Source organism: Streptomyces sp. NPDC088733 (assembly GCF_044751185.1).
GTDB lineage: Bacteria > Actinomycetota > Actinomycetes > Streptomycetales > Streptomycetaceae > Actinacidiphila.
Genome location: NZ_JBIVLH010000009.1, coordinates 70,351 through 94,077, shown reverse-complemented (window position 1 = coordinate 94,077; position 23,727 = coordinate 70,351). Strand labels below are relative to the sequence as shown.

The 23,727-nt window shown below is 67.4% G+C and carries 16 protein-coding genes and 1 pseudogene; 12 read left to right on the top strand and 5 right to left on the bottom strand.

Features of this window, described 5'->3' with window-relative positions:
* Positions 1-1,266 precede the first annotated feature (1,266 nt).
* The 3 genes from ACIP64_RS18395 (at position 1,267) to ACIP64_RS18385 (ending at position 5,032) form a co-directional block, all read left to right on the top strand.
* The gene (locus ACIP64_RS18395; RefSeq protein ID WP_401587535.1) at positions 1,267-1,950 is read left to right on the top strand and encodes a hypothetical protein; all 684 of its coding nucleotides are present in this window, start codon (positions 1,267-1,269) and stop codon (positions 1,948-1,950) included.
* Between the two features lie 434 nt (positions 1,951-2,384).
* Entirely contained in the window at positions 2,385-4,466 is a 2,082-nt protein-coding gene (locus tag ACIP64_RS18390) for a GNAT family N-acetyltransferase (RefSeq protein ID WP_401587533.1), read from the top strand.
* Complete coding sequence (locus tag ACIP64_RS18385; RefSeq protein WP_401587530.1) at positions 4,463-5,032, top strand: ASCH domain-containing protein; 570 nt, start codon at positions 4,463-4,465, stop codon at positions 5,030-5,032. Before ACIP64_RS18390 ends, ACIP64_RS18385 begins: the two co-directional genes overlap by 4 nt.
* Before the next feature lie 167 nt (positions 5,033-5,199).
* Here the strand turns inward: ACIP64_RS18385 and ACIP64_RS18380 are convergent.
* Together ACIP64_RS18380 and ACIP64_RS18375 are read right to left on the bottom strand one after the other, a co-directional pair.
* Positions 5,200-5,355, bottom strand: a pseudogene (locus tag ACIP64_RS18380) (helix-turn-helix domain-containing protein); the annotation flags it as partial.
* Positions 5,356-5,559: 204 nt separating this feature from the next.
* A complete protein-coding gene (locus ACIP64_RS18375) occupies positions 5,560-6,276 on the bottom strand; it encodes a TetR/AcrR family transcriptional regulator (protein ID WP_401587527.1) in 717 nt (238 codons plus the stop codon).
* A gap of 186 nt (positions 6,277-6,462) precedes the next feature.
* On the opposite strand from ACIP64_RS18375, the gene ACIP64_RS18370 reads away from it, so the two are divergent.
* The 5 genes from ACIP64_RS18370 to tatC all read left to right on the top strand — a co-directional run bounded on the left by ACIP64_RS18370 (position 6,463) and on the right by tatC (position 11,215).
* The gene (locus tag ACIP64_RS18370) at positions 6,463-7,899 is read left to right on the top strand and encodes an MFS transporter (RefSeq protein WP_401587525.1); all 1,437 of its coding nucleotides are present in this window, start codon (positions 6,463-6,465) and stop codon (positions 7,897-7,899) included.
* Between the two features lie 215 nt (positions 7,900-8,114).
* On the top strand, positions 8,115-9,374 hold the full coding sequence (locus ACIP64_RS18365; RefSeq protein WP_401587522.1) for an epoxide hydrolase family protein: 1,260 nt from the start codon (positions 8,115-8,117) through the stop codon (positions 9,372-9,374).
* Between the two features lie 143 nt (positions 9,375-9,517).
* Positions 9,518-9,919: a Sec-independent protein translocase subunit TatB gene (locus tag ACIP64_RS18360; protein WP_401587519.1), complete on the top strand. Its 402-nt coding sequence runs from the start codon at positions 9,518-9,520 to the stop codon at positions 9,917-9,919.
* A gap of 151 nt (positions 9,920-10,070) precedes the next feature.
* The gene (gene tatA / locus ACIP64_RS18355; RefSeq protein ID WP_401587517.1) at positions 10,071-10,325 is read left to right on the top strand and encodes a Sec-independent protein translocase subunit TatA; all 255 of its coding nucleotides are present in this window, start codon (positions 10,071-10,073) and stop codon (positions 10,323-10,325) included.
* Between the two features lie 89 nt (positions 10,326-10,414).
* Positions 10,415-11,215 carry a twin-arginine translocase subunit TatC gene (tatC, locus tag ACIP64_RS18350; RefSeq protein ID WP_401587515.1) on the top strand — a complete coding sequence of 267 codons (801 nt, stop codon included), beginning with the start codon at positions 10,415-10,417 and terminating at the stop codon, positions 11,213-11,215.
* 165 nt (positions 11,216-11,380) lie between these two features.
* On the opposite strand, the gene ACIP64_RS18345 is transcribed toward tatC, so the two are convergent.
* Both ACIP64_RS18345 and ACIP64_RS18340 read right to left on the bottom strand, forming a co-directional pair.
* Positions 11,381-11,854 (bottom strand): hypothetical protein, encoded by a 474-nt coding sequence (locus ACIP64_RS18345; RefSeq protein WP_401587512.1) that lies wholly within the window; start codon positions 11,852-11,854, stop codon positions 11,381-11,383.
* Between the two features lie 99 nt (positions 11,855-11,953).
* Complete coding sequence (locus tag ACIP64_RS18340; protein ID WP_401587510.1) at positions 11,954-13,915, bottom strand: N-acetylmuramoyl-L-alanine amidase; 1,962 nt, start codon at positions 13,913-13,915, stop codon at positions 11,954-11,956.
* Positions 13,916-14,803: 888 nt separating this feature from the next.
* On the opposite strand from ACIP64_RS18340, the gene ACIP64_RS18335 reads away from it, so the two are divergent.
* Positions 14,804-15,631 carry an alpha/beta fold hydrolase gene (locus ACIP64_RS18335; RefSeq protein ID WP_401587991.1) on the top strand — a complete coding sequence of 276 codons (828 nt, stop codon included), beginning with the start codon at positions 14,804-14,806 and terminating at the stop codon, positions 15,629-15,631.
* A gap of 503 nt (positions 15,632-16,134) precedes the next feature.
* Here ACIP64_RS18335 and ACIP64_RS18330 read toward each other — a convergent pair.
* Positions 16,135-16,491 carry a nuclear transport factor 2 family protein gene (locus tag ACIP64_RS18330; protein ID WP_401587507.1) on the bottom strand — a complete coding sequence of 119 codons (357 nt, stop codon included), beginning with the start codon at positions 16,489-16,491 and terminating at the stop codon, positions 16,135-16,137.
* A gap of 323 nt (positions 16,492-16,814) precedes the next feature.
* Here ACIP64_RS18330 and ACIP64_RS18325 point away from each other — a divergent pair, with 323 nt between their 5' ends.
* The 3 genes from ACIP64_RS18325 to ACIP64_RS18315 all read left to right on the top strand — a co-directional run bounded on the left by ACIP64_RS18325 (position 16,815) and on the right by ACIP64_RS18315 (position 23,553).
* Positions 16,815-19,094 (top strand): AAA family ATPase, encoded by a 2,280-nt coding sequence (locus ACIP64_RS18325; RefSeq protein WP_401587504.1) that lies wholly within the window; start codon positions 16,815-16,817, stop codon positions 19,092-19,094.
* Positions 19,095-19,174: 80 nt separating this feature from the next.
* Positions 19,175-19,954 (top strand): alpha/beta fold hydrolase, encoded by a 780-nt coding sequence (locus ACIP64_RS18320; RefSeq protein ID WP_401587502.1) that lies wholly within the window; start codon positions 19,175-19,177, stop codon positions 19,952-19,954.
* A 449-nt stretch (positions 19,955-20,403) separates the two neighbouring features.
* Positions 20,404-23,553 (top strand): AAA family ATPase, encoded by a 3,150-nt coding sequence (locus ACIP64_RS18315; RefSeq protein WP_401587500.1) that lies wholly within the window; start codon positions 20,404-20,406, stop codon positions 23,551-23,553.
* Positions 23,554-23,727: the final 174 nt, after the last annotated feature.

Here is a 23,727-nt window from a genome sequence, read left to right as displayed (position 1 = left end):
AATTCGGAGCACGCCGCACAGGGCAACGGCCCTGATGGGTCCACTGTCCGACCTGAAATAAAATGGGCCCCCACCCGTCAATGGCAGCGGACTGAGACATGCGATGCGGGTGCGGAGCAAGCGGGATTCCACTCACGTACACGAGACCCGCAGATGCGTCGTCGATCACAGAGTCGCCCGTCGACTCGGGATGCCGAGCCAAACTTTCATTCAATGAAAGGCTTTCTGCTGCCCGCCGGTCCGGAGGTACCATCCCGACGCTCATATTCCAATCCAGGCAGGCGGCGTCCACGATGCGGAAGAAGTCCCCCTGCCCGACTTCGAGCGCCCTCGCCAAGGACGGTCGACACAGGAACCCGCGTTGAAACCGGGGATTTCTCCTGACACGTGTTCACCGTCATGGGAGAGACTGCGCGCTGGCCGAGACGGAAGATGAGGATTTTTTCCGATGGCCGGCCGGCCAGTACCTGCCATGATCTGGAGCACTTTCCCCGTTCACCTATCACGAGGACGTTCAGCTCTGTCCGCCCGTTCCGATTTCGAACACCGTCCTCTGGCGCCGATTGCCAGGCGGACGGATTTTCCATCAACCGGGCTTCCCGGCCAAGTCCTTCGGTCGCGAGGCGCCGCATCCCGTGTCATCGGCGAAGCGATTGTCGCAGTCCAATTTCAAGGGAGTCGCACGTCCCGGGGTCGACCGCGATGCCTGCGTGTCGGACGAGCAGCACGAAACTCCAGCGAAGTCATATTCATCTCATGCCACGGGCGGGAGTACCGATGCCGTCATCATCTGAGTCCGAATCCGAAAATCGCGCGGGCCGAGACCCTCTGCTTCGTCTGCCGCGCAGGGCGAAGCATCCGGCTGGGGATCATGCCGGGTCGGCCGACTCGGCCGAGACGGCTGAGACGGCTGAGACGGTGCCGCCGGACATCGTTCCGGATGTCCATGCAACATGGAGCGCCCCGGACCGGGCCAGGGTCGAGCGGATCCTGCGAGGCGTGAGAGGCGGGGCTCAGCCGCCTGAGGAGAACCACCCCGACCCAGAATCCGCCGCCACCGGGTCGACACTCCCCGACACATCCTGGGCGGACGCACCGCCCACTGGAGCAGGAAGCCGGGCCGGAAGTCGCCCACGTGCCACAGGCCGTAGTCCGCGGGCCGACAGTGCAACCACGAGCGGTGCACCCACGCCCGTGGTCCCGGCCGACCCGGGCGGCCAAGACGCGCAGTCCAGCAAGCGTCGACGCCTGCTCGTGGCCGGAGCCGTGATCACCGTGGTGGTCCTGGCCGGGATTCCTCTCCTTCTCAGTGGCAACGATGAGCGGCGTCCCGCCGGAGGGACTTGGCAGGGCACCGATGCGGACTCACTGCGCAACATCCCCACACAGCAGGCGGCGACGATGCCGTCGACCGCTGGGACGGTGACCGGCGGGCACGGTTCGCCGGACACTTCCGCGACGCGACGCCCGCCTGCGGGATCACCCACCCCTTCCCCGCCTCCATCGGACAAGGGGCTCGGCCAGGGCTCGGCGGATGACGGAACCACCTCGTCGTCGGAGCCAACTCAGCCGACCGCTGCCGGCAGTCAACAGGCGCCTGCGAAGCCCCTCGGCGACAACCTCAAGCCGTTGACAGTGACGAGTACCAGGGCTTTGGCCCTGGGGGACTCGATCGTCAACGGTCCGACCGCTCTGACGCTGCAGACCAGCGGGAACCTCGTCGTGACGCACCACGGAACGGTCACGTGGTCGAGCGGGACGACGGGGCACGGCGCTACAGCGGTCTTCCAGGAAGACGGCAACTTCGTCGTCTACTCCACTGACGGATCAACCGCTTGGTCCACGCGAACGGATGGACACAACGGCGCTGTGCTGATGATCGGCACCAACGGGAACATCCGTATCGTGTACCAGAATTCGGTGCTGTGGCAGACAGGCACTGTCAACTGACAATCCGGTGCGGCCGTGCTCCCTTTACGGGGGCTCGGCGGCCAGATGGCGATCCGTCAGTGCTGAAGATGGCGCCGCACGTGTCCTGCAGCGCGTGCGGCGTCCGTGCCGATGCCGTAGAGGATGCCGGAAGCACGGTGAGTCAGCCACTGGAACCCCACCGCCTGCACTCCTGGATAGTAGGGGGGCATGCCCTCTGTCTGCCCACAGATGCCGCTTCGGGAAGCCCCGTCCATGCCGAGGGCACGGCCTTGCTTATGCCTGCCGGACGTCTACGTGGCGGGGAAGTTGCAAGTTAGCCACCCGTGCAGTCTGACTGCATTCCCGCTTCGCCCTCGACAGGTTTCTAAGCTCTCGGTGTCAGGCAGGCGCGATCTAGCCCAACATCGTCAAATCGGTGGATTCATACGGGATCAGCGTGAAGGCTGTGACACGTGGAGAACTCATCCGGCGGGCCTGTTACCCCCATCCGTGTTCAGCTGGTCGATCCGTCCAACGAACTGTTGGATGCGGTGATCCAACTGGGAGACAGCAACAGGGCCACACTCGGGTTCCTTGCGGGCGCCGCGTTCGTGCAGGCTGCGCACAGCCGTACGCTCTTGGCGGCGACCATCCGCGGAGAACTTGCCGGGTACGCCCTGTTCGCGCTACCCGGTCAGCGCATCCGCCTCGCGCATCTGTGTGTCGATGACCGCTTCAAGCACCGCGGCATCGCACGCCTCCTCGTCGACAAGATCAGCGAGCTGCATCAAGACCGCTCGGGCATTGGCCTCAAGTGTCGCCGTGACTACGGACTCGAGCCGATGTGGACCGCGCTGGGCTTCGAGCAGACCAACGAGGTCGACGGCCGAGGCGCAGATCGTCATCCACTGGTCGTCTGGTGGCGCGACCATCACCACCCCAACCTCTTCACCGACCTGGAGTCGACTGCTCAGTTCCGGGTCGCGATGGACCTGAACGTTTTTGCGGACTTGTACTCCCGCGACTCCCGGTTGGGCCGGGAGGAGACGCAGGGCCTGACCGCCCCGTGGATCGAGGACATGGTCGACCTCCTGGTCCCGCCTACGCTGGTCGATGAGATCGGCAAGCTCAAGGACCCGGCCGAGCGCCGGCGGCAACTGGCACTGGCCAGCAACCATGAGCGTATGTACCCGGACCGGGCGGCAGCCGACGCACTCGTGCAGGAGATGCTGGTCAGTGCAAAGACCGAATTCGGCCTCGATCTGCCTCGCGAGCCCAACGATCTGCTCGACCTTCGATACGTGGCCGAGGCCTCTGTCAGCGGCGTGGGCTACGTAGTGTCCAGGGACAACTTCCTCACCACCTCCATCGGACCGCTCGCTGAGGCCGTCTGCAACGTCCGTGTCCTGCGTCCCAGCGACATCGTTGTGCACGTGGACGAGCTGATCCGCGCGCAGGCCTATCAGGGCCGCGATCTGCTGGGCACCTCGTTCAGCGTTGGTGCCATTCCGGCCGGGCAGGAGGAGAGGCTTGCGGTGTTCCTCGACCAGCCCGGCGGAGAGCGCAAGAGCACCTTCAACGCCCGTCTGCGCGACCTGGCCAGCAAACCCGCCACGTGGGACCGCCGCTGGATCCTCGACGGTGACGGCCGACCGGCAGCTCTGTACTGCGTGTGCCAGCAAGACGGGCAAATGGAGGTTTCCCTGCTACGCACAGCCGTGAGTCACCCCCTCGCGCGGACCCTGGCACGCCAGCTGTTGTTTCTGCTGAAGGGAATGTGCCGCGCTCAGGGGATCTCCGTCCTTCGGCTGAGCGATCCCCACATGTCGAAGGACATCCGCACCGCTGCGGCCGAGGACGGCTTCCAATCGCACCAGGACACACTCGTCGCCCTCGTGCTCGACGCCTGCGCCGATGCCGCCAGCATCACCGACCTCGCCGCGCAAGCCGGTGCCCTCGCCGGATTCGACACCCCCGAGCTGCCCACGTCGATGCCTGCGTCCGCCGCCTACGCGGTAGAGCGCGCCTGGTGGCCCGCGAAGATCACCGATGCCGAGCTTCCCAGCTTCCTCGTCCCGATCTGGCCCCTGTTCGCGAGCGACCTGTTCGAGTTCTCCCCCTCGTTGCTGCCACGAAATGACCGCCTCGGCATCAGCCGCCAACACGTCTACTACCGCGCTGCACGCTCCGCCGGCGAGCGCGTCCCGGCCCGGATCCTGTGGTACGCCAGCAGCGACAAGAACCGCACCGTCCAACAGGTCATCGCCTGCTCCCGGCTGGACGACACCGTCGTCGACCAGGGCAGGGCCCTGCACGCCCGATTCCAACACCTCGGCGTGTGGGAGCGACGCCACATCGACAAGGCCGCCAACACGGACGGTCTTGCCCGCGCCCTGCTCTTCTCCGACACCGAGATCCTTCCTCGCCCGATCTCGCTCTCTCGGCTGAGGGCCCTGGCGGATGAGCACCGTCACTCCTTGCGGCTACAGTCGATCTCCAAGATCCCGCCGCAACTGTTCAGTGCCCTCTACCGGGAAGGCCATATCGCACGGTGAACGACAACGAACGCGCACTGCTGCTGTCGCTCCACCCCCGCTTCGCTGACTCGATCCTCGATGGCACGAAGACGGTCGAGATCCGCAGGCAGCGCGTGGCGGTCCCCGTCGGCACGCCGGTCATCTTGTACGCCACATCCCCGGTCATGGCACTGGTCGGCACCGCACAGGTCGAACACGTTCAGGTGGCCCGCCCTGCCGAGGTCTGGGCCACCCATACGACCCGCACGGCCCTCAGCCGCGCCGAGTTCGACGACTACACCGACGGTGCTCGTTACGCCTCCGCGGTCGTGCTGCGGGACGTAGAACCCCTCTCACAGCACGTACCCCTTTCGCACATGCGCTCGGCAGGCGACTTTCACCCGCCCCAGAGCTACCGCTATATGTCCAGGCAGAGCCTGCGCCAACTGGTCAGCGAACACCCGATGGCCCCAACCCTCCTGCGCCGAATCGCAGCCATGCCCCAGGCATCGACAGCCGCGCCTACCGATGTCACCCCCATCCAGCCCAAACGCGCCAACGCCGCAGGCCCAGCCCGCCCGCGCACGCGACTGCGACACGCCTGACCTGCGTCTCGCCTAGTGAGTCGAGTCGATAGTCTGTGTTCGGCGTCGAGCTCGACGGACCCCAGCCTGCTGGTCTTGGGCCGCCGAGCCTGCTCGCGAGCGCGCTGAGGCGCCTGCCACGCCCGGTATTCGACGCGGCCGCCGTTCGCGGCGGCCTCCCGCGACACTGTGGGTGTCGCCCTGTTCAGCCGGGCCGCGATCAGGGTGAACGAATCATCAGCATGCAGGCCCAGGGTGATCTCCTCCCGGTCAGCCAGCGTCAGCCGACCCGGCCCGGGAACCCACCCATCCCAGCGAAGCGGCCGCCACGCCGCGTGGCTCACGATCAGCGCCACTGCTTGGTGCGAGCAGCCCACCTGAAGGCCGATCTCCCGTAAGGACAGCCCCTGACCTTCAGCCGCAACGCCAACTGCCGTTACTCGACCGTCAGATATGGACGCATAAGCGAACCACCTCAGCTCATCGAGATTTTCTCGACTCACCAGGGCGTTGCGGCGACCGACTGAATCTGCCCAGTCAGTCACGGATCAAGCGTCGACACCCTCCTTGGGAATCAGGAGGCGCCCCAGCCAATCGCGAAGGAGGGCCCGTTCCGTGTCGCTCAGCACCGCGTCGGCGTCGTCCAGTACGGACAACAGTGCCACCGCTGCAGAAGCTGGTGTCACGCTCTGACCGCCGCCTTCCTGCGGGTGCTGAACGGTCACCGCCACACGGATCGCGTCACGCACACGGGTGGACAGTAGCGGGTCACGTTCCGTTTCAGGCGTGGTGATCAGCGTCATGATCACCCCCGTACTTGCCGCGAGGATCTCCGCAGCGGCAACAGTGGGGGTCACGGTCAGCAGGCCCTGCCGAGCGGCCGGCTCGAGAGCTTTGAGGAGCATCGCCTCCACCTCACTCACCACGCCGCAGCGGGCTCCTGTGCTCACACGGGCATAGATGTAGGCGTAGAACGTCGGATGCTCGACACCGAATCGCACATGGATGTCCCATCCATCACGGATCGCCTGGAGGGGGTCCGGGGATGCGTCCTCTGCCGCATGCGTGGCCAGGAAGTCACGGAAGCCGTGACTGACCACCTCGTCCAAGAGCCGCTGCTTGCTCCCGAAGTGGTGGTAGAGGGTGGGCGCCTGCACGCCGGCCAGCTCGCAAATGGCGCGAGTGGAGACGTCACCGACCTCGGTTTGCTCCAGCAGCTGGGCTCCCGCCAGCAGGAGGCGATCACGGGCAGAGGTTTTTGACATGCAGCTACATTACATGATGTATCAGCGCTCCATTCTCATGACCGGCGGGCGCCCGCGGGTGTGCCACCCCTGACCAGACCCTGTGTCGCGAGTGCCCGACTCGCCTCCCGCTCGGCGTCGAATGTGACAACGCTCACCCGATAAACGTTTGTATCGGCTCCATGTATCGACGCTATATTCGGCGTCATGAGTACTGCAGAAAAGACTTCAGTGGCAGGAAGCGCAGCCACATCCGCGAAATTGGGCGGCGCTGCCGCGGGGTTGCTGGCCGTCCTGTGTGCCGCGTTCTTCCTTGACGCACTGGACACCTCGATGGTCGCAGTGGCGCTGCCTACGGTGCAGCAGGCGCTGCACATGTCGATCAGCCAGCTCCAGTGGGTGGTTTCCGGCTACGTTCTGGGCTTCGGCGGGTTCCTCCTGCTGGGCGGCCGCGCGGCTGACCTCCTCGGACGCCGCAGGGTGTTCCTGATCGCACTGATCGTGTTCTTTCTGATGTCCGGACTCGGAGGTTTCGCGACCAGCGGCACGATGCTGATCGCCAGCCGCTTCCTGAAGGGTGTATCCGCCGGCTTCACCGCGCCGGCGGGCCTGGCGATCATCTTGACGAGCTTCCCTGAGGGACCGGTGCGCAACCGGGCTCTGTCCATCTACTCCTCCACCGGGGCGGCCGGCTTCACCTTCGGTCTGATATCCGGTGGCCTGCTCAGTGAGGTCGGCTGGCGATGGGTGTTCATCATGCCCACCATCGTCTCGGGGCTGATCCTGCTGGCCGCGCCCAGGCTCATTCCCGCTGACCACCGTGGTAGCAGTAGCCGCGGCAGCATGGACCTTCCCGGGGCGGCTGCGATCACCCTCGCCATGCTGCTTCTGGTCTTCACACTCACCGAGGCCCCGGGCGTCGGCTGGGGTGCTCCGCGCACCCTGCTCTCACTGCTGGCCGTCGTTGCCCTGCTGGCTGTCTTCGTGGCCATCGAGCGCCGACAGCAGTCACCGCTGCTCCCGCTTGGTCTGCTGGCCTCCTGGCCGCGGGTCCGCGCCAACCTCGGCGTGATGGCGTTCGTCGGAGGCTGGGCAGCAGCACAGTTCATGGCCACCCTCTATATGCAGGAGACCCGCGGCTGGTCCGCCCTGACCACCGCAGCCGCATTCTGGCCCTGCGGCGTTCTCGGCCTGTTCGTCGCTCCCCGGATGGAGAAGCTGATCGGCCGCTTCGGAGTCCCCCGCGTCCTCTCCTTCGGCCTCGTGCTCACCGTCGTGGCTTACGGCCTGCTGCTTCCCCTCGGTCTCACCTCCGGCTACTGGCCGGCTCTCTTCCCCACGTTCGCCCTCATCGGCATCGCCTTTGCCGTGTGCTTCAGCACGCTGAGCATCAGCGCCACAGCCGGTGTCGCACCCGAGCGGCAGGGCGTTGCCAGCGGCCTGTTCCAGTCATCGGCCCAGTTCGGTACTGCCCTGCTGGTGGCTGTCACCACGGCGGTCAACCAGGCCGTTGCCCGCCCCGGCGCCCACGGCGCCATGCACGGCTACCACGCAGCCCTGCTGGTGCCCTTGATCGCTGCTGCCGCCGTCCTGGTGCTGTCCCTGCCCGCAGCCATCCGGAAGCGGCAACCGGCCCTCGTGTAACGCCGCGGCCGACGAGAGCAGCCACCGCAATCGACTGCGCTCACCGGCCCAGGCACGCGCGGGCCGCCGCCGGCAGCGTCCGGCACCCACCACGCGACGAGAGCCCCGTTCGGGCGCGTCGCACCCCCGAGAGAACCTGTGAGATCTCCATGAGTCATGACGCAACGACCAGGCAGTCACCCGAGAGCCGGGGAGGGAAGTTCACCCGTCGCGGCGTGCTGCGAACGGCAGCGATTGCCGGTGCGGTCGCAGCTCCGCTGCCCTGGACGATGTCGCAGGCGTCGCCCGCAGCGGCGAGCGAGCGAAACCCGGTCGGGCTGGGCAAGCTGCGCCCGGCGACCGAGGCCATCACGCCCTTCCGCCTGCACGTTCCCGAGAACGCGCTGGAGGACCTGAGGTACAGGCTGCGCAACACCCGTTGGCCCGAGCAGGAGCTTGTCAAGGACTGGTCGCAGGGCGCCCCCCTGCACCGCGTCCAGAGGCTCGTGAAGCACTGGGAGACCCAGTACGACTGGCGCCGCCTGGAGCGGCGCCTCAACAGCCTCGGGCAGTACCGCACGAAGATCGACGGGCTCGGCTTCCACTTCCTGCATGTGCGCTCCCCTCACCCGGACGCGACACCGATCATCCTCACCCACGGATGGCCGGGATCGGTGGTGGAGTTCCTCAAGGTCATTGACCCGCTGACCAACCCGACCGCCCACGGCGGCCGTCCCGAGGACGCCTTCCACGTTGTCATCCCCTCCCTCCCCGGCTACGGCTTCTCCGACAAGCCCACCGAAAACGGCTGGGACGTCATGCGGATCGCCAAGGCATGGTTCGAGCTCATGCGCCGCCTCGGCTATGACCGGTACATCGCCCAGGGTGGCGACTGGGGTGCCAGCGTCACCACGGCCATGGGCAAGCTGTGGCCCACGGAACTCATCGGCGTCCACCTGAACCTGCCGGTCCTGTTCGACGCCCCGCTGGTGGGAACGCCCACCCCTGAGGAGCAGAAGGTCCTCCAGCAGATCGCCGACTTCCAGGCCAACGGCACCGCCTACAGCGCGGTCCAGCGAACCTCGCCCGAGACCATCGGCACCAGCCTGACGGACTCCCCTGCCGGCCAAGCCGCCTGGATCTACGAGAAGTTCGGCCTGTGGACCGACAGCAACCACAACCCGGAGAGCATCTGGTCCTACGACGAGATGCTCGACGACATCATGCTCTACTGGCTTCCGGGCACCGCCGCGTCGGCCGGCCGACTGTACGCGGAGAGCTTCGCCTCCGCGTTCATCCGCCACGAACTCGACCTGCCGGTGGGCGTCACCATCTTCCCCAAGGACATCTTCACCGCGCCCAAGATCTGGGGAGAGCGGACGTACCACAACCTCGTCTACTGGAACGAGGCCAAGCGCGGCGGCCACTTCGCCGCCTTCGAACAGCCGAAGATCTTCACCGAAGAACTTCGCAAGTTCGCCCGCCTCATTCGCTGACCCCATCACCAGCAGCTTGCCCGCCGGGGCCGCCCGGCGGGCAAGGGATCGAGACGAGCAAGGCACCCCGACAGTCACACTCCGGTCTCCCTCGTCGGAGGTCGGGGGGCACCACCCCACAAGCTCCCAGACGGGAACCCCAGGTGTTCTTCGACATCGGACCTCTCGAATTCGTGACCCTGATCGTGCTGGCCATCATCCTGATCGGACCCGACAAACTCCCCAAGATGGTGTCGGACGCCACACGGACCCTGCGCCGGATACGTGAACTCTCGCAGAGCGCGCAGGTGAGCATCCGGAGCGAACTCCCGCCCGAGCTCCAGGACCTGCGCATCGAGGACCTCAACCCCAAGACGCTCATACACAAGAACCTGCTGGCTGCCGAGGCCCTGGACCTCGCCACAACAGTGACCGACTTCGATCTCGAAGTCGAACCGTTCTCCACCCCCGACACGAAACTGGCAATCACCCCCAGGGCCGAGCAGCCCCGGCCGACCATCGCGACCAGCGGCCCGTCTGCCCGGCAGACGGACGGCCCCGCTTGACCAAGCAGCGCCTACGCGTGCCAGGAAGGGCACCACACCCGCCTCCCCGCCCCCCAACAGGCCATTTCCTCGCCAGGCGCAGCGCCCTCATTCCACCGATAACACGGCACCACACCGGCTTTCACCTCACCCTCCAGAGAGGAAACCCTCCATGTTCGGCAGGCTCGGAGCTCCCGAAATCGTCCTCGTCCTCGCCGTCGTAGCGCTCCTGTTCGGCGCCAAACGACTCCCTGACATAGCCCGCTCTTTCGGACAATCGCTCCGGATCCTCAAGAGCGAGACCAAGGCCATGCAACGCGAGAACACCGGAGAACGAACGTCACCCACCCCCACCCTGCAGTCCACGCCCGACCACCACGCGGCCTCCCAGAAGACCCCACCCGAGGACGTCCTTGTCGAGCACTGACCCCGACCACGTACCGATCACGTGCGGCTTGCGCCACGCGTGAGGAACCGAGACCCTCCATGCCCCCCACACCGCATGAAGAAGCCCGGATGCCCCTCCTGGACCACGTGCGCGAACTGAGGAACCGCCTGGTCAAAGGCGTCGGAGCGATCCTCCTCGTCACCGCGGGCGCTGCCTTCTTCTACAAGCAACTCGTCGGATTCCTCATCGCCCCCCTGCCCGACTGCACCCCCGGCCAACTGGCCGGAGCGGCGCTGGCAGGGCATTGCGGAGTAATCGCCATCAACGGCCTGCTCTCCCCCTTCACTCTCGCGCTGAAGGTGTCGATCACCGCGGGCGTCATCGCAGCGAGTCCGGTCTGGCTCTACCAACTGTGGGCGTTCATCGCTCCAGGGCTGCACCGCAATGAGAAGAAGTACACCCTGGCATTCCTGGGCGCCGGCATCCCGCTCTTCCTCTCGGGAGCCGCCCTGGCGTATTGGCTCCTGCCGACCACGGCCCGGGTGCTCATCTCCTTCACACCCGCTCACACCACCAACATGCTCCCGGTTGACGACTTCCTCAACCTCGCCACCCGCTTCATCGTCGTCTTCGGTCTCTCCTTCGAACTCCCCCTCCTCCTCATCTTGCTGAACTTCGGCGGCGTGATCTCCGCACGGCAGATGTCCGGCTGGTGGCGCGTCATGATCATGGCAATCACGGTCTTCGCCGCCCTCGCCACACCCAGCACAGACCCACTCACCATGCTGCTGCTCGCCGCCCCTCTGAGCCTCCTCTACTTCGCCGCCTGCGCTGTGGCATGGGCTCACGACCGCCGCCGCGTACGGCGCACCCACGACGGCATGGACGACACCGAGTTCGCCTCGCTCGAAGTGGCCTCATCACGGTAGAGCTGGGCTGTTGGTCTCACTCGACCCAGCGTCACCCTTCTGCCACCGGACACCAGATCGCCCAATTCCGCTGAATGCCCAGGGCTACGAGCAGTCCGCTCTCACGGAGGTCGTGGAGCAGGCGCTGCTGGGCCTGTGACATCTCCAGTCGCGTGGGGGAAGGGGTCAGGACAGACCGGTGACGGTCACCTTCGCCCGGCCGCTGTCCGAGCGCAGGACAATGTCGAGCAGGAAGAAGTCGCCCGCTCGTGGCCCCATGACCTCCCACGCGCCGGCACGGAGGGTGCGGGAGACGGTCTCGTGGCGTTCGCCGGGCGCCGAACCGCTGATCGCCACGAGCTGCACCGGTGTCCGGCCAGTGTTCTTCAGCGTCACCGAGCGGGTCCGTGGGCAGTGAGTGGTGCGCGTAGCGGGGCAGTGCCGACGGACATCTCCGAAACGCGCCAACCCGCACGAGACATCGGCGGCAAAGGCAAAGTCGGACGAGCAGGTGGCACCGACGCGCAGGCCGCTCGCGGTGTCCGCCTGTTCGCCGGCTTCGGATCCGTGCGAACGCGCGACGGCGAAGGCGGCGAGCGCGGTGGTGGTGACGAGTACGGCGGTGGTGGCGAGTACGGCGGACAGGAGTGCTTTCCGCACGGGTGTGCTCCCAAGGTCGTGCTGTGGATCGATGGTGCAGGTGCCGGGGGCGGGGCCCGGAAGTCATACCTCGTGGGCCCGCCCCCGGCGGGTACTTCCTCAGCGACCGGAGCTGGAGGCGTTCTGCGACGGACTGGCCGTCGCGGTCACATCGCCGGCGTAGACCAGGGCGGTGCGGTGGTTGTACTGGATCGTGTACATCTTCTTGGCGCCGAAGACGACGGTGCCGGAGGACTTGAAGTAGTCGTCGGTCAGGGCGGGGGCTGAGGTGGCGACGTAGGCCTGGCCCGACGGGATGGTGTACATGCTCAGCGGCGCCTGAGTGGAGGGAGACAGGCCCGCGGGGTACTCGGCGGCATCGGGGTAGCTGGAGCCGTAGACCTTCACCGGCGGCGTGATGGGGGTCTGGCCACTGTGGATGATGGTCACGCCACGCGCGGGGACGGTGTTGACGCCGCCGGGGTTGTGGAACCAGACCTTGGAGCCGCTGTACCAGATCGCAGTCCAGTCACCGTCCTCGCCGGCGACGACGAACTGCTGCCCGGCCTGGGCGGTGCTGCCCCAGTCGTTGATGCGGTCGGTGCCGGCGGCGCCGGAGTGGATCGCCTGGTCGCCGAACAGCGGTGCGGTGTCGCTGGGGGCGGTGCGCAGGTAGACGAAGTTCGACGGCTGGGTGACCTTGGTGCAGGCGGTGGTGGCGCCGGTCGGGTCGTCGGAGGGGCAGATCTGGACGGTCTGCCGGTTGTCCGCGAAGCCGGGAGCGATGGTCACCACGGTGCCCCAGTCGCCGACGCCGTGCCCGCCTGCGACCGGGGCGCCGAGCAGATCCATGAAGTGCTCCCAGTCCCAGGACGGGCCCGGGTCCCAGTGCATGCCGGAGACCGTCGCGGACGTCGGACCGACAACGTTGTCATGGCCGAGGATGTGCTGCCGGTCCAGCGGGATGCCGAAGCGGCCGGCCAGGTACGTCACGAGGTCCGCGGTGGCCTGGTACTGGGCTTCGGTGTACCAGGTCGCGCCGTGGGCCGCGTACCCCTCGTGCTCGATGCCGATGGAGTGCATGTTGGTCGAGTAGTTGCCCGCATGGAAGGCGAGATCCTTGGTCGGCACCATCTGGGTGACCGCGCCGTCAGCCGACCGCATCACGTAGTGCGAGGCGCTGCCGCCGGGGGCCTGGAAGGTGGCTATGGCCGAGGCATAAGAGGACTCGGTGTCGTGGATGACGATCGAGTCGATCCGGATGCCGTTGGCGGGCCGGTTGGACACCTGCCCGTTGGACGGGGCGGCCGGAACGAACGTGCAGTTCACGGTGGCCGGGCACTCGGTGTCCGTCGCCGCTGACGACGCCAGGTGCAGCTTCGCCAACTGGCCGGTGGCGGGCCGGACCTGCGGGCCGGCGGTCAGGCTGATTCGCTGGCCGTCCGCCGTCGTGCGCACGGCGCCCTGGTGCAGGGTGGCGAAGACCCGGTCGGCGAAGGCGCGGGCGCCCTGGCGCTGCGCGGACTGGCTGTAACGGGCCACCGCGCCGTACCAGTCGCCCGGATCGGCGGAGGTGTCCCCGGCCGTGGCCTTCTGGTAAGAGGCCAGCAGGGCGGCGCCGCCGCGGATGTTGGCCGCCGCGTCCGAACGCAGCTGCCACGCTGGCAGGCCCGTCAGCTTCGCGGCCGCCTCCAGCGTGTGGAGCGCGGGATCCGCGGCGAGCTTCGCCACGTCCCTACGCCCGGCCGTCCCCGAGTCACCGCCGGCCAGCATCGAAGGCGTCACGTCCGTCAGATGCATCGGACCGTAGCCGCCACTCACGCTGTGCTGCCCGGCGTGCGTGTCCCATGCCGATTCCTGATATGCCACCGCCAGCAGCACCCGCGCCGGCACGTGGAACTCTGCCGCCGCGGCGGCGAAGTCCCCCTGGCGTGCCAAGTCCGCCGGAGCGTGCCCGCCACTGGCCTGGGCGGTGAAAGGAACGGCGACCGCACCGGCAACTGCCAGTAGACCAGCGGCCACCAGCACGCCGGGACTCCGCCGCAAGGCACGTCGTCGGCGTACAGCTATTTCTCTTGTCATGCAAAATCCCCGAGTTAAGTCGGTGGACACAAATGAATGCCCACCGCTCCCATAGATCAGAACTTCCGAAATCGCAAAGTTCGGGCTGTGGAGACAACCAATCTGGTTGCGCAAGCGTCCGAGCTTCCAGTCATGGTGTCAGGTACAACCGCTCGCGACATTGGGATAAATCCCTATTCTCCTGTCATCGCGGGTACACCAAAATACCCAGACCCGCAGGCTCTGGGGTCCCAACCGGCCTCCGCGGCCGTCCATGGCCCCGTAGCGTCATTCGCCCGGCTGAGCCGCGCGACTACGGTCAGCAGGGATGGACGGGCAGGTACCGCCCGGTTCGGCCACAGGCGTGCATGGCGTGGTCGGCTTCGTATCCCGGCCGCCACCACGCCTGTCCGCGTGCCCGGGCTACGCTCGCGTGACACATGGATCTGGGAGTACTACAGCGATCTCGGTTGCCGTGATTGGCTGGACGCGGCCTTGCTCCTCCTCACTCCCGCCCTGCGGGCGCTGTGTCAGACCGTCATCGAGCGATGGGATGCCCGGTACCTCGCGGCGATAGGGCCGATCAAACCGCAGAGCCCTCAGAGCAGCCGGTCCTCGACGCAGGGCATGTGGTGGCACGACCGCTTCCCGCTGCTGATGGACCATGACGAGGAGATCCGGTTGCCGCCGTCCTGGTCACCGGAGCGCCGGCGGCTCGTCTTACCCGGTGAAGCCGGTCGACAAAACCGCACCTCCCGCGAGCGGCAGGGGGGCACATCTTCAAGGTGCCACGACCTGGCCGCCAGACTACCGTTCGAGAGTGGCAGTCTTCCCAACTCTCTGGGTTCGGCCCGACTGGCGACGCTTCGGAACCCCGCCTTCCCACTGGAGCGAGAAAGGCTCAGGATCATGCCGTATGCAACAGCCCAGGACGGAACCCAGATCTTCTTCAAGGACTGGGGGACCGGCCAGCCCGTCGTGTTCTCCCACGGGTGGCCGCTCACTGCGGACGCCTGGGACCCCCAGATGAAGTGGATGGTCGACCACGGCTTCCGGGCCGTCGCCCACGACCGTCGTGGCGGCGGGCGTTCCGGCCAGCCATGGGACGGTAACGACCTGGACACCTACGCCGACGACCTGGCGGCCGTGATCGAGGGACTCGACCTGCGCGACGTCATCCTGGTTGGGCATTCGACCGGTGGTGGCGAGGTCGCACGTTACATGGGGCGGCACGGGACGGGACGGGTGGCCAAGGCGGTCCTGCTGGGCGCCATCCCCCCGTTGATGCTGAAGACGCAGGCAAATCCCGAGGGCCTCCCGATCGAGGTCTTCGACGAGATCCGCGAGGGCGTCGCCAAGGACAGGTCTCAGTTCTACAAGGACCTCAGTGGCCCGTTCTACGGCGCGAACCGCGAAGGCTCGACCGTCAGCCAAGGCACCCGCGATGAGTTCTGGTTGTGGGGCATGACGGTAGGTATCAAGGGGGCCTACGACTGTGTCAAAGCGTTGTCTGAGACGGACACCACCGAGGACCTCAAGAAGATCGACGTGCCGACACTGATCGTGCACGGTGACGACGATCAGATCGTCCCCATCGTGGCTGCGGGCGCCAAGAGCTCGAAGCTGGTCAGGGAAGCGGTATACAAGGTGTACGAGGGAGCCCCGCATGGGCTGGCGATGGTGCCCAAGTTCGCCGAACGGTTCAACGCCGACCTGCTGAACTTTGCACAAAGCTGAGAACTGTGCATGGCGAGAGCTGTCGCCTTGGAATCCATGGCGGCTGACGACTCACGACCAAGCTGATGCGGTGGTGATCCGCCGTCGGCTAGCCGACGCCTCGCGGGTAGCAACGGGGGCGGGTCTGCCACAGGGCTGCCGCTGTTGGTTCCGCCAAGCAGGTCAGACTACGGGACTTGCGCCAGGTGACATCGCTGACGCTGCGTTCGCGCACGCATAGCACGATGAATATCAGGCCGGCGCATCAGCGGCCTTCCTCGGCCAGTGCGTCCTGTCATCATTGGCGAGTCACGCATAGAAGGAGAAGCAGGCCCTCTCCAGCAGCCTCCGCAGCAGAGCAACACTGTGGATCGTCCTCTGCGCTGTCCCGCTTTCCCGCTTGGTCATGCCGACCCATAGGTCGTCCTCTCCGAAAGCAGGCGTCCGGCCGCCGGGCGTTCACGCGACGAACCCCCACCACCCCAGCCAGGGGGCCGGGTGTATGTGGGATGGCGGGCGGCCGGTCAGGGGGCGATGCTCAGTTCGCTGATCAGCCCATGGGCCAGAACGAAACGGCAGCGCAGGTCGGCCTTACCTCCAGGGAAGTTCCCTTCGAGGTGCTGGTGGACGGTGTATCGGTTGTGGGCGTCCTGTTCGGCGCCGGCGAGCGTGACCGTGTAGGTGTACTCGGTGTCGGTCCGCCGGAGCCATAGGTTGATGGCCTCGGCTCCCTCATAGGTGTGTCCGTCGTCTGTGACAGTGGCGTCCGGTGCGAAGCCCTGCGCGGCAGCGGCGGCGTCCTTGGCGGCGCGGCCTGTCAGGTAGCGCGTGATCGGTTCGGGCAGGTCGGCGGGGTCGATCGGCGTCGGGTTCTGGGTCACGGGGTTCTCCTTTGCGCCAGGGGAAACAGTCCGCGGTGCGACTCAGCGGTGGAGGACGAGGCCGATACCCGGCCCGCCATGCGCGCGTCACTGCAGCCCCGAAAGTGCTGTACAGAAGCCAGCAGCTTCAATGTTAAGAGTGCCTTCGCATGGGTGCACCAGCCGCTTCCACGCCTTGCGCTGCCTCAACCCTGCGGCACACCGGGGCGAAGGCGTCCTACTACGCAGCCTGCGCGGCTTGACCAGCGTGGTCGTCGAGGTCCGCAGATACAACGCCACATCACCCATCGGACGCCTCACGTCGCGGCCGGTTAAGCTGGCGCATGTCCCTCATTGGTCGTGACCGAGAGCTATCGGCCCTCAGGGTTCTGCTCGACCGGTTGACTGCCGGGCTCAGCGAGCGCTTGGTCATCACCGGCCCCTCGGGAGTGGGGAAGACCGCGCTGTTGGCGGCCGCCGCTGCATTGGCCGCTGATCGAGGGATCCGTGTCGCATACGCGGGTGACCGCGCGCAGGCCGCGCCCCGTACGTCGCCGGGCCGTCCGGACGAGCCGGTGCTCGTGCTGGCCGACGTAGGCGCGGTCGAGGAGCCCGATCTCATAGGCCTCGGCTCCGAGGTGCCGTTGGCTCCGCGCGCGCTGTTGGTCACTGCGCGGGAGTACTCCGGGAGCGCGGCCGAGCTGAGGCTCGGTGGTCTGTCGGGCGCGGAGTTTGCCGCGCTGGTGCCCGGACTGCCGCGCGACGCCGTCCACGCACTGTGGCTGGTCTCCGGCGGGCTGCCGGGTCACGCGCTCCGCCTGTCCGGGCAGCTCTCGGGCCTCGACGGTGACGTCGACCCGGTGGTTCATCTCGCACTGGTGGCCCCCTCGCGAGCCCAGTTCCTCGAACTCGATCTCGGGCTCGTCCGGTTGCTGGAGTCGGCAGCAGAGCGGCCGCTCACGCCGGGCGACCGCGCCCGGGTCCTGGCGCGGCTCGCGCGTGAGCTGCTCGCCGACACCTCGGCTGCCGCGCGTCGCCGCGACCTGGCGAACACGGCTCTCGGTCTGGCCCGGGCCTCCGGTGACCCGGGCACTCTTGCTGAGGTCCTCGACAGCCGGTTGCACGCGCTGTGGGACCCGGCCGCCACGGCGGAACGTCTGGCCACGGCCGAGGAAATCGTCACAGAGGCCCGGCGGGCGCGTGACGCCGCGGCCGAGTGCCGCGGCCTGTTCTGGCGCTTCGTGGCGCATGCCGAGGCCGGGGAGCTGACGGCGGCCGAGGCGGCACTCAGCGTCTACGTGGGCGCCGCGGAACAGGCCGGTCGCACCGATGCCCGCGTGGTTGCACTGGCGCGGCAGGCGATGCTCGCCACGATTCGCGGCCGGTTCGAGGAGGCTGACGCACTGGCACACCAAGTGCTCGTTGCCGGCCGCAAGGCGGGGGTGAGCGACACCGAACGGCTGGCCGGTTCGGTGCGACATCAGCTGGACGTCATGCGAGGCCGTGCCGAGACCCGCGTCGAGCCATGGCAGAGGATGGCCCGCAGACTGCCCGGGCACTTCTTCGAGGCGACAGCGGCGCGGTCGATGCTCGAGTCCGGACGCGACGTCGAGGCCGGCCTTGAGCTGGAACGGCTGCTGCCGTCGGTCCTCGCCGGCACCGGCCCGCGATGGATCGGCGCACTGGCAGACCTCGCGGCAGTCGCCTCACGTATCGGGAGCGCGGTGGCCGCCACCGACCTTTACGAGTCGCTGCTCCCCTACCAGGGACGACTCGTTGTGTGGGGCGGAGCCAACACGATCACCGGACCCGTCGACGACTACCTGGGCCGCTTGGCAGCACGCCTCGACCGGCCGGATGATGCCCTCGGCCACTTGGACGAGGCCGCGGACCTCTCCCGTCGCCTCGGAACGCTCCCCTGGCTCGCCTGGACCCTGGCGGCGCGCGCGGAGGTACTCACACGGCGTGGCCGGCCCGGGGACCGGGAACGAGCCGGCGAGGACGTCGACCGGGCCCGGTCGATCGCCACACGGCTGGGCATGGGCGGTCTCCTCTCAGCCCTGCCGCCGGTTCCTGCGCCCGCGGACCAGTGGCGCTGGCTACCCGATGGACGCGACTGGCAGCTGGAGGCCGGCGCTGAGACAGCGCGCGTGCCCGACGGGCGCGGACCACGCTACCTGCGTGCGCTGTTGGCGGTGCCCGGCCAGGAGATCCTCGCGCTCGACCTGGTTGCGGGCGGCTCCGGGCTGGCGGTCCCGCCGACTGATCCGTTGCTGGACGATGCGGCCCGCGCCTCCTACCGCCGGCGTCTCGCCGCGCTTGACGATCAGCTTGATGCCGCCGACCGGGCCGGTGATAGCGACGCCGCGGCAGCCGTCCAGGCGGAGCGTGGAGCGCTCCTCGCCGAGCTCCGGCGCGCCGCTGGTCTCAGCGGGCGCCCCCGTGCTCACGGAAACGAGGCCGAACGCGCACGCGTCAGCGCCACGCGGGCACTGTGGAGGACCATCGAGCGCATTGAAGCCGCCGCGCCTCTCGCGGGCGCCCACCTGCGGGCGTCCCTGCGGACGGGACGCCTCCTCCGTTACCAGCCGGCTCCCGGCGGACCCGGCGGCTGGCAGGTGTGACGCCCACCACGCACAATTCGTTCGCCGCTGCGTTACGCCTTCTGTTGTGGACAGCACCCGCCACAGGAGGAAGACGCCACGTGATCACGTACGCAGGTCTGCGAGCAGAGCGCCACGGCGAGCCGGACAACAGGCCGCCGCTCGTCCTGCTGCACGGCCTCAGTTACGACCGTCGCCAATGGGGGCCGGTGTTGCGTGCTCTCGAGCTTTCCGACCCCGGTCGGAGCGTGCTCGTCCTCGACCTGCCCGGACACGGGGACTCGCCACTGCGGGAGCGGCACGGACTCGACGACGTCGCCGCGATGGTGCACCAGGCCGTCACCGAAGCCGGCCTGGCAGCACCCGTGGTGGTGGGACACTCCCTCGGCGCAGCCATAGCCACGGCCTACGCCGCGACGTACCGGGTGCGCGGCGTGGTCAACATCGACCAGCCGCTGCGCGTCGGAGGCTTCGCCGACATGCTCCAGCGCAACGAGCACCTCCTGCGCAGCCCGAACTACGGCACTGTCTGGAACGGCCTGCTCAGCCGCATGGGCATCGACACGCTGCCTCCCGAGACCCGGGACATGGCGAGCCCCGACGCGCTTCCGGCGCAGGAACTGCTTCTCAGCTACTGGAACGAACTACTGGCCACCCCGCCGTCCACGCTGCAAGAACGAAACGCCGCCCGTCTGGCCCGTATCGCCGCCCAGGGCACCCCTTACCGCTACGTCGCCGGCGCCGCGCCCGACCCGGAATACCAGGCCTGGCTCCGTCAAGCCCTGCCCGATGTCTCCATCATCGTCTTGGACGGCGGCGGCCACTTCCCCCACCTGGCTCATCCTGCCGAGGTCGCCCGCGTTCTGACCGACCACCAGTGATTTGGGGGCGACCGAAGGTCCGGATGCTTCTCAAGTCGGCCGGTGCGTTCGCACCGGCCGGCGCACCACCCATGTCCTGCACGGGCCACACTGGCCCCGGGTTCCGGGATCTCACCGTCTCCGCCCCGGTCACGGTGCGTGTGGTGGATCGGGCAGAGGTAGGGGCCGAACAAGGAAATCCCTCATGCCCGACTTCTCCATCGGGCAGACCGAACACTCTCCGTCACACGCCAACCACGAGGCGGTCTTCGCACAGGCCCGACGCGGCGTGATGCTCTCCAAGCGGGACGGCAGCCTGGAACGGCCTGAAGATCATCTTGAACTACGCTCACTGCGCGACATAAGTTGCCTGAACGAGCGCGGCCAAAATCGCCCGACCAGATGCTGCGCACGATCACGAAACACGGTAATGGCCTCCTTCCCGTCTGACTGGATCGCGAGAGAAACGCATGGCTCCGGCCAGCCGGCCGGGCCTCGCTCAGTCGAAGAAGGCCCAGTCAGCGGCCGACGGCGGCTACAACGCGTTATCGAACGACCACCCTGGAAACATTGTGTCTTTTGCGGACGTGCAGTCCACTGCGAACATCCCCGTGAGTCCGGTCTTCGTGGGCCGGGAGACCGAGCTGGCCGAGCTGAGGCGAGCAGCCGAGGCCGCGAACGAGGGTGACCCGCAGGCGGTGCTGGTGCGGGGCGAGGCGGGGATCGGCAAGACTCGACTCATCGAGGAGCTGCTGAGCACCCTGGATCCCGAGGCGTCCGTGGCGGCGGTGGGCGGATGCATCGAGGTCGGCGGCAACGGTCTCCCCCTTGCCCCGTTCTCCGAGGCGCTGCGCACGCTGTGGCAACGGTTCCCCGAGGAAGTACGCGCCGCAAGCACAGGGCAGGGAGAGCTTTTGGCCCGGGTGATACCGGAAATGGGCGCCGGCTCGTCCGCTGATCCGAGAGACGACGACGGAATACGGCTGTTCGCGCTCATCACTCGCGTTCTGGAGACATTGGCGTCCGAACGGCTGGTGGCGCTGGTCATCGAAGACCTGCATTGGGCCGATGCTTCCACTCGTAATTTGATGGGCTTCCTTTTCCGTACCCGGCGCACCGGGCGGCTCATTTTGCTGGGGACGTACCGTTCCGACGACATCCACCGCGGACACCCGCTGCGCCCACTGCTCGCCGAACTGGACCGACTACGGTCCGTGAGCCGCGTCGATCTACCACGCCTGGGGCGAGGAGAAGTGAACCGGCAGCTCACCGGCATCTTCGGAGCCATACCGGACCCACGTGTCGTCGATGACATCTACGACCGCTCGGAGGGCAACGCCTTCTTCGTCGAGGAATTGGCCCGCGCGCACCGCGACCACGTACAGACGGGACTCAACAGCCTGCACGACGTGTTGCTGACCCGGCTGGAATCGTTGCCCGAAGCGAGCCAGCAAGTCGTACGCGCGGCTGCCGAGGGTGGCGCCGTCGTCGGCTACCCACTTCTGAAGGCCGTGGCGGGCCTGTCCGAGGTCGACTTGATCGAGGCGCTGCGCGCGGCTGTGCTCGCCCGTGTCCTGGCGCCCGAGCCGAGCGGTGCGCACTATCGGTTCCGGCATGCATTGGTCCGCGAAGCCGTTGGCGACACCCTCCTGCCGGGCGAACGGCACCTGATCAATCGTCAGTACGGACAGGTGCTGGAGGCGGATCCCACACTCGTGCCGCAGGGGGAGCTAGCAGGACGGCTCGCCCAGCACTGGCACGCGGCGCAGGACGGGAGGAAAGCTCTGCGTATGAGCCTTGCGGCGGCCGAGGAGTCCCGCAACCGTTCTGCCCACGCTGAACAGTTGTGGCATCTGGAGCGGGCGCTCGAATGGTGGAACCACATGTCGGAGGAGGTCCGGCCAGCGGATCTGCCCGCGATCCACTGCCCGGAGACCTATCCCTGCAGTGCCTTGCAGGAGGACGGCATGACCCAGGTCGGCCTGCCGGAGCTGCTCGCCACGGCCGCCACCGCTGCGGTGCACAGTGGGAACCTGCACAAGGCGCTACACCTGACCGACCTTGCACTGGAACACTTCAGCCAGGCCGAGGCAGAACGGCCCCTACCTGCAGCGTGGTTCTGGACGCGGCGGTCCCGGATCATCGAGGGCTTGAGCCGCGGAGACGGCTGGCCCGAAGTGCAGACGGCGTGGCGCCTCGTCAAGGCCCTTCCTCCATCCGTCGTGGGAGCCGAAGTGCTGGTGCGCATCGCCATCTGGAACGAGCTGCACCGTCCTTCCACCAGAAACCGAGCCCCCGCCGTCGAAGCTGCACGGTACGCCGCGCGTGCAGGCGCCGAGACACAAGAACTCCACGCCCGTCTGTGTCAGTGCCTGCTGAACGCGGACACGGATACCGACGGCGGTGTCCTCGCAGAGCTCTACGCCATTCGCCAACGAGCCGAGGAACTGGGCGAACTCGGCATCGCCGGACGGGTGAGCCAAAGCTTGCCAACAATCCTCGAGGGCATGGGCCGCTCCCAGGAAGCCGTCGCCGCGGCCGACCACGGCATTGAACTCTGCCGCTCGCTCGGCCTCACCAACCGCGAAGGGTGGGTCCAGGCCAACCGGGCGATCAGTCTGCTCTCCCTGGGCCGCTGGGACGAGGCCGACTCAGCCCTCGACGAGGCCACCGCCCTCGCACGCGCCCAACTGTCACGCTCGGCATTCGCGACGCTGCGAGCGGCCGGTCTCCTGCTGCGCGGCGACCTCCAATCCGCGATCGTCCATTTGACCGCCGCCGAAAAGCTGCGTGGCACGGAACGGTTGCCGGCGCAGTTCCAAGTGGTGTTCAGTCACTGTTCCCTGGAGGTCGCCCTACGCCAGGGCCGTCTCGACGACGCCCGGAGAGAATTCCTCCATGCGGACACCGCCGGGCTGTGCGACCTCCCGCTCAGTTGGTCACTGCCGCTACTCTGCACCGCGGCAGCCATGGAGGGCGACGCCATCGACTCCCCTGGTGGCGTTGCAGCGAAGGTTTCCACTGCTCTACGGCGCACCGCGGACCGGCTGAGCACGGTCCTGCCTCTCTCCGCCGCCTACGCACACCTGCTTCGCGCCGAAGTACGACGCATCGAAGGAGCGGACGATCCGGACCTGTGGTCGGCCGCAGTCACCGCTTTCGAAGACGCCGGACGCCCGTACGAGACGGCCCGTGCGCTCTTCGGCGAAGGCCGCGCCTTCCTCACCGCACCGCGACGGCGATCCGAGGCGAACGACAGGTTCAGCCGCGCCCAAGCCCTCGCGACCAACCTCGGTGCAGGCCTTCTGATCAGCGATATCAGCCGACTCCACACCCGGGACGTCGGCCCTGCGCCGGCTGCCGCAGCCTCCAGCCGCCGGACAGCCATGGGCAAGAGACCCAGCCGGTCCCATAACGGATTCGGTCTGACGCCACGCGAGTGCGAAGTACTGCAGCTGGTGGCGCGCGGTTACAGGAATCACCGAATCGCCAAGGAGCTGTTCATCTCGGAGAAGACCACGGGCGCCCACGTGTCCAATATCCTTGCCAAACTCGGCGCCTCCGGCCGAACCGAAGCAGCAGCCATCGCCTTCCGGCACGGTCTCGCCACACCTTCGTAAAACGTGCCATTTGTCGCGCGATTGCGGGCTCTTGACAGATTCGAAGGAGCTTTTCCTCATCAACACAGACCGACAGGGTGGCTGCAAATTCCGCGCTCGTGTGATGAGTTCGGATGGCGGTGGGCTGAGGTGGTAGCGGTACAGGCACGAGCTTCGTGATCATCGTGGCCTCTT

Excerpts from the sequence above, each read along its gene's own strand:
- ACIP64_RS18335 (WP_401587991.1), top strand. The coding sequence starts at position 14,804 with ATGCCGTATGCAACAGCCCAGGACGGAACCCAGATCTTCTTCAAGGAC.
- tatA (WP_401587517.1), top strand. The coding sequence starts at position 10,071 with ATGTTCGGCAGGCTCGGAGCTCCCGAAATCGTCCTCGTCCTCGCCGTC.
- ACIP64_RS18370 (WP_401587525.1), top strand. The coding sequence starts at position 6,463 with ATGAGTACTGCAGAAAAGACTTCAGTGGCAGGAAGCGCAGCCACATCC.
- ACIP64_RS18340 (WP_401587510.1), bottom strand. The coding sequence starts at position 13,915 with ATGACAAGAGAAATAGCTGTACGCCGACGACGTGCCTTGCGGCGGAGT.
- ACIP64_RS18325 (WP_401587504.1), top strand. The coding sequence starts at position 16,815 with ATGTCCCTCATTGGTCGTGACCGAGAGCTATCGGCCCTCAGGGTTCTG.
- ACIP64_RS18315 (WP_401587500.1), top strand. The coding sequence starts at position 20,404 with ATGGCTCCGGCCAGCCGGCCGGGCCTCGCTCAGTCGAAGAAGGCCCAG.
- ACIP64_RS18375 (WP_401587527.1), bottom strand. The coding sequence starts at position 6,276 with ATGTCAAAAACCTCTGCCCGTGATCGCCTCCTGCTGGCGGGAGCCCAG.
- tatC (WP_401587515.1), top strand. The coding sequence starts at position 10,415 with ATGCCCCTCCTGGACCACGTGCGCGAACTGAGGAACCGCCTGGTCAAA.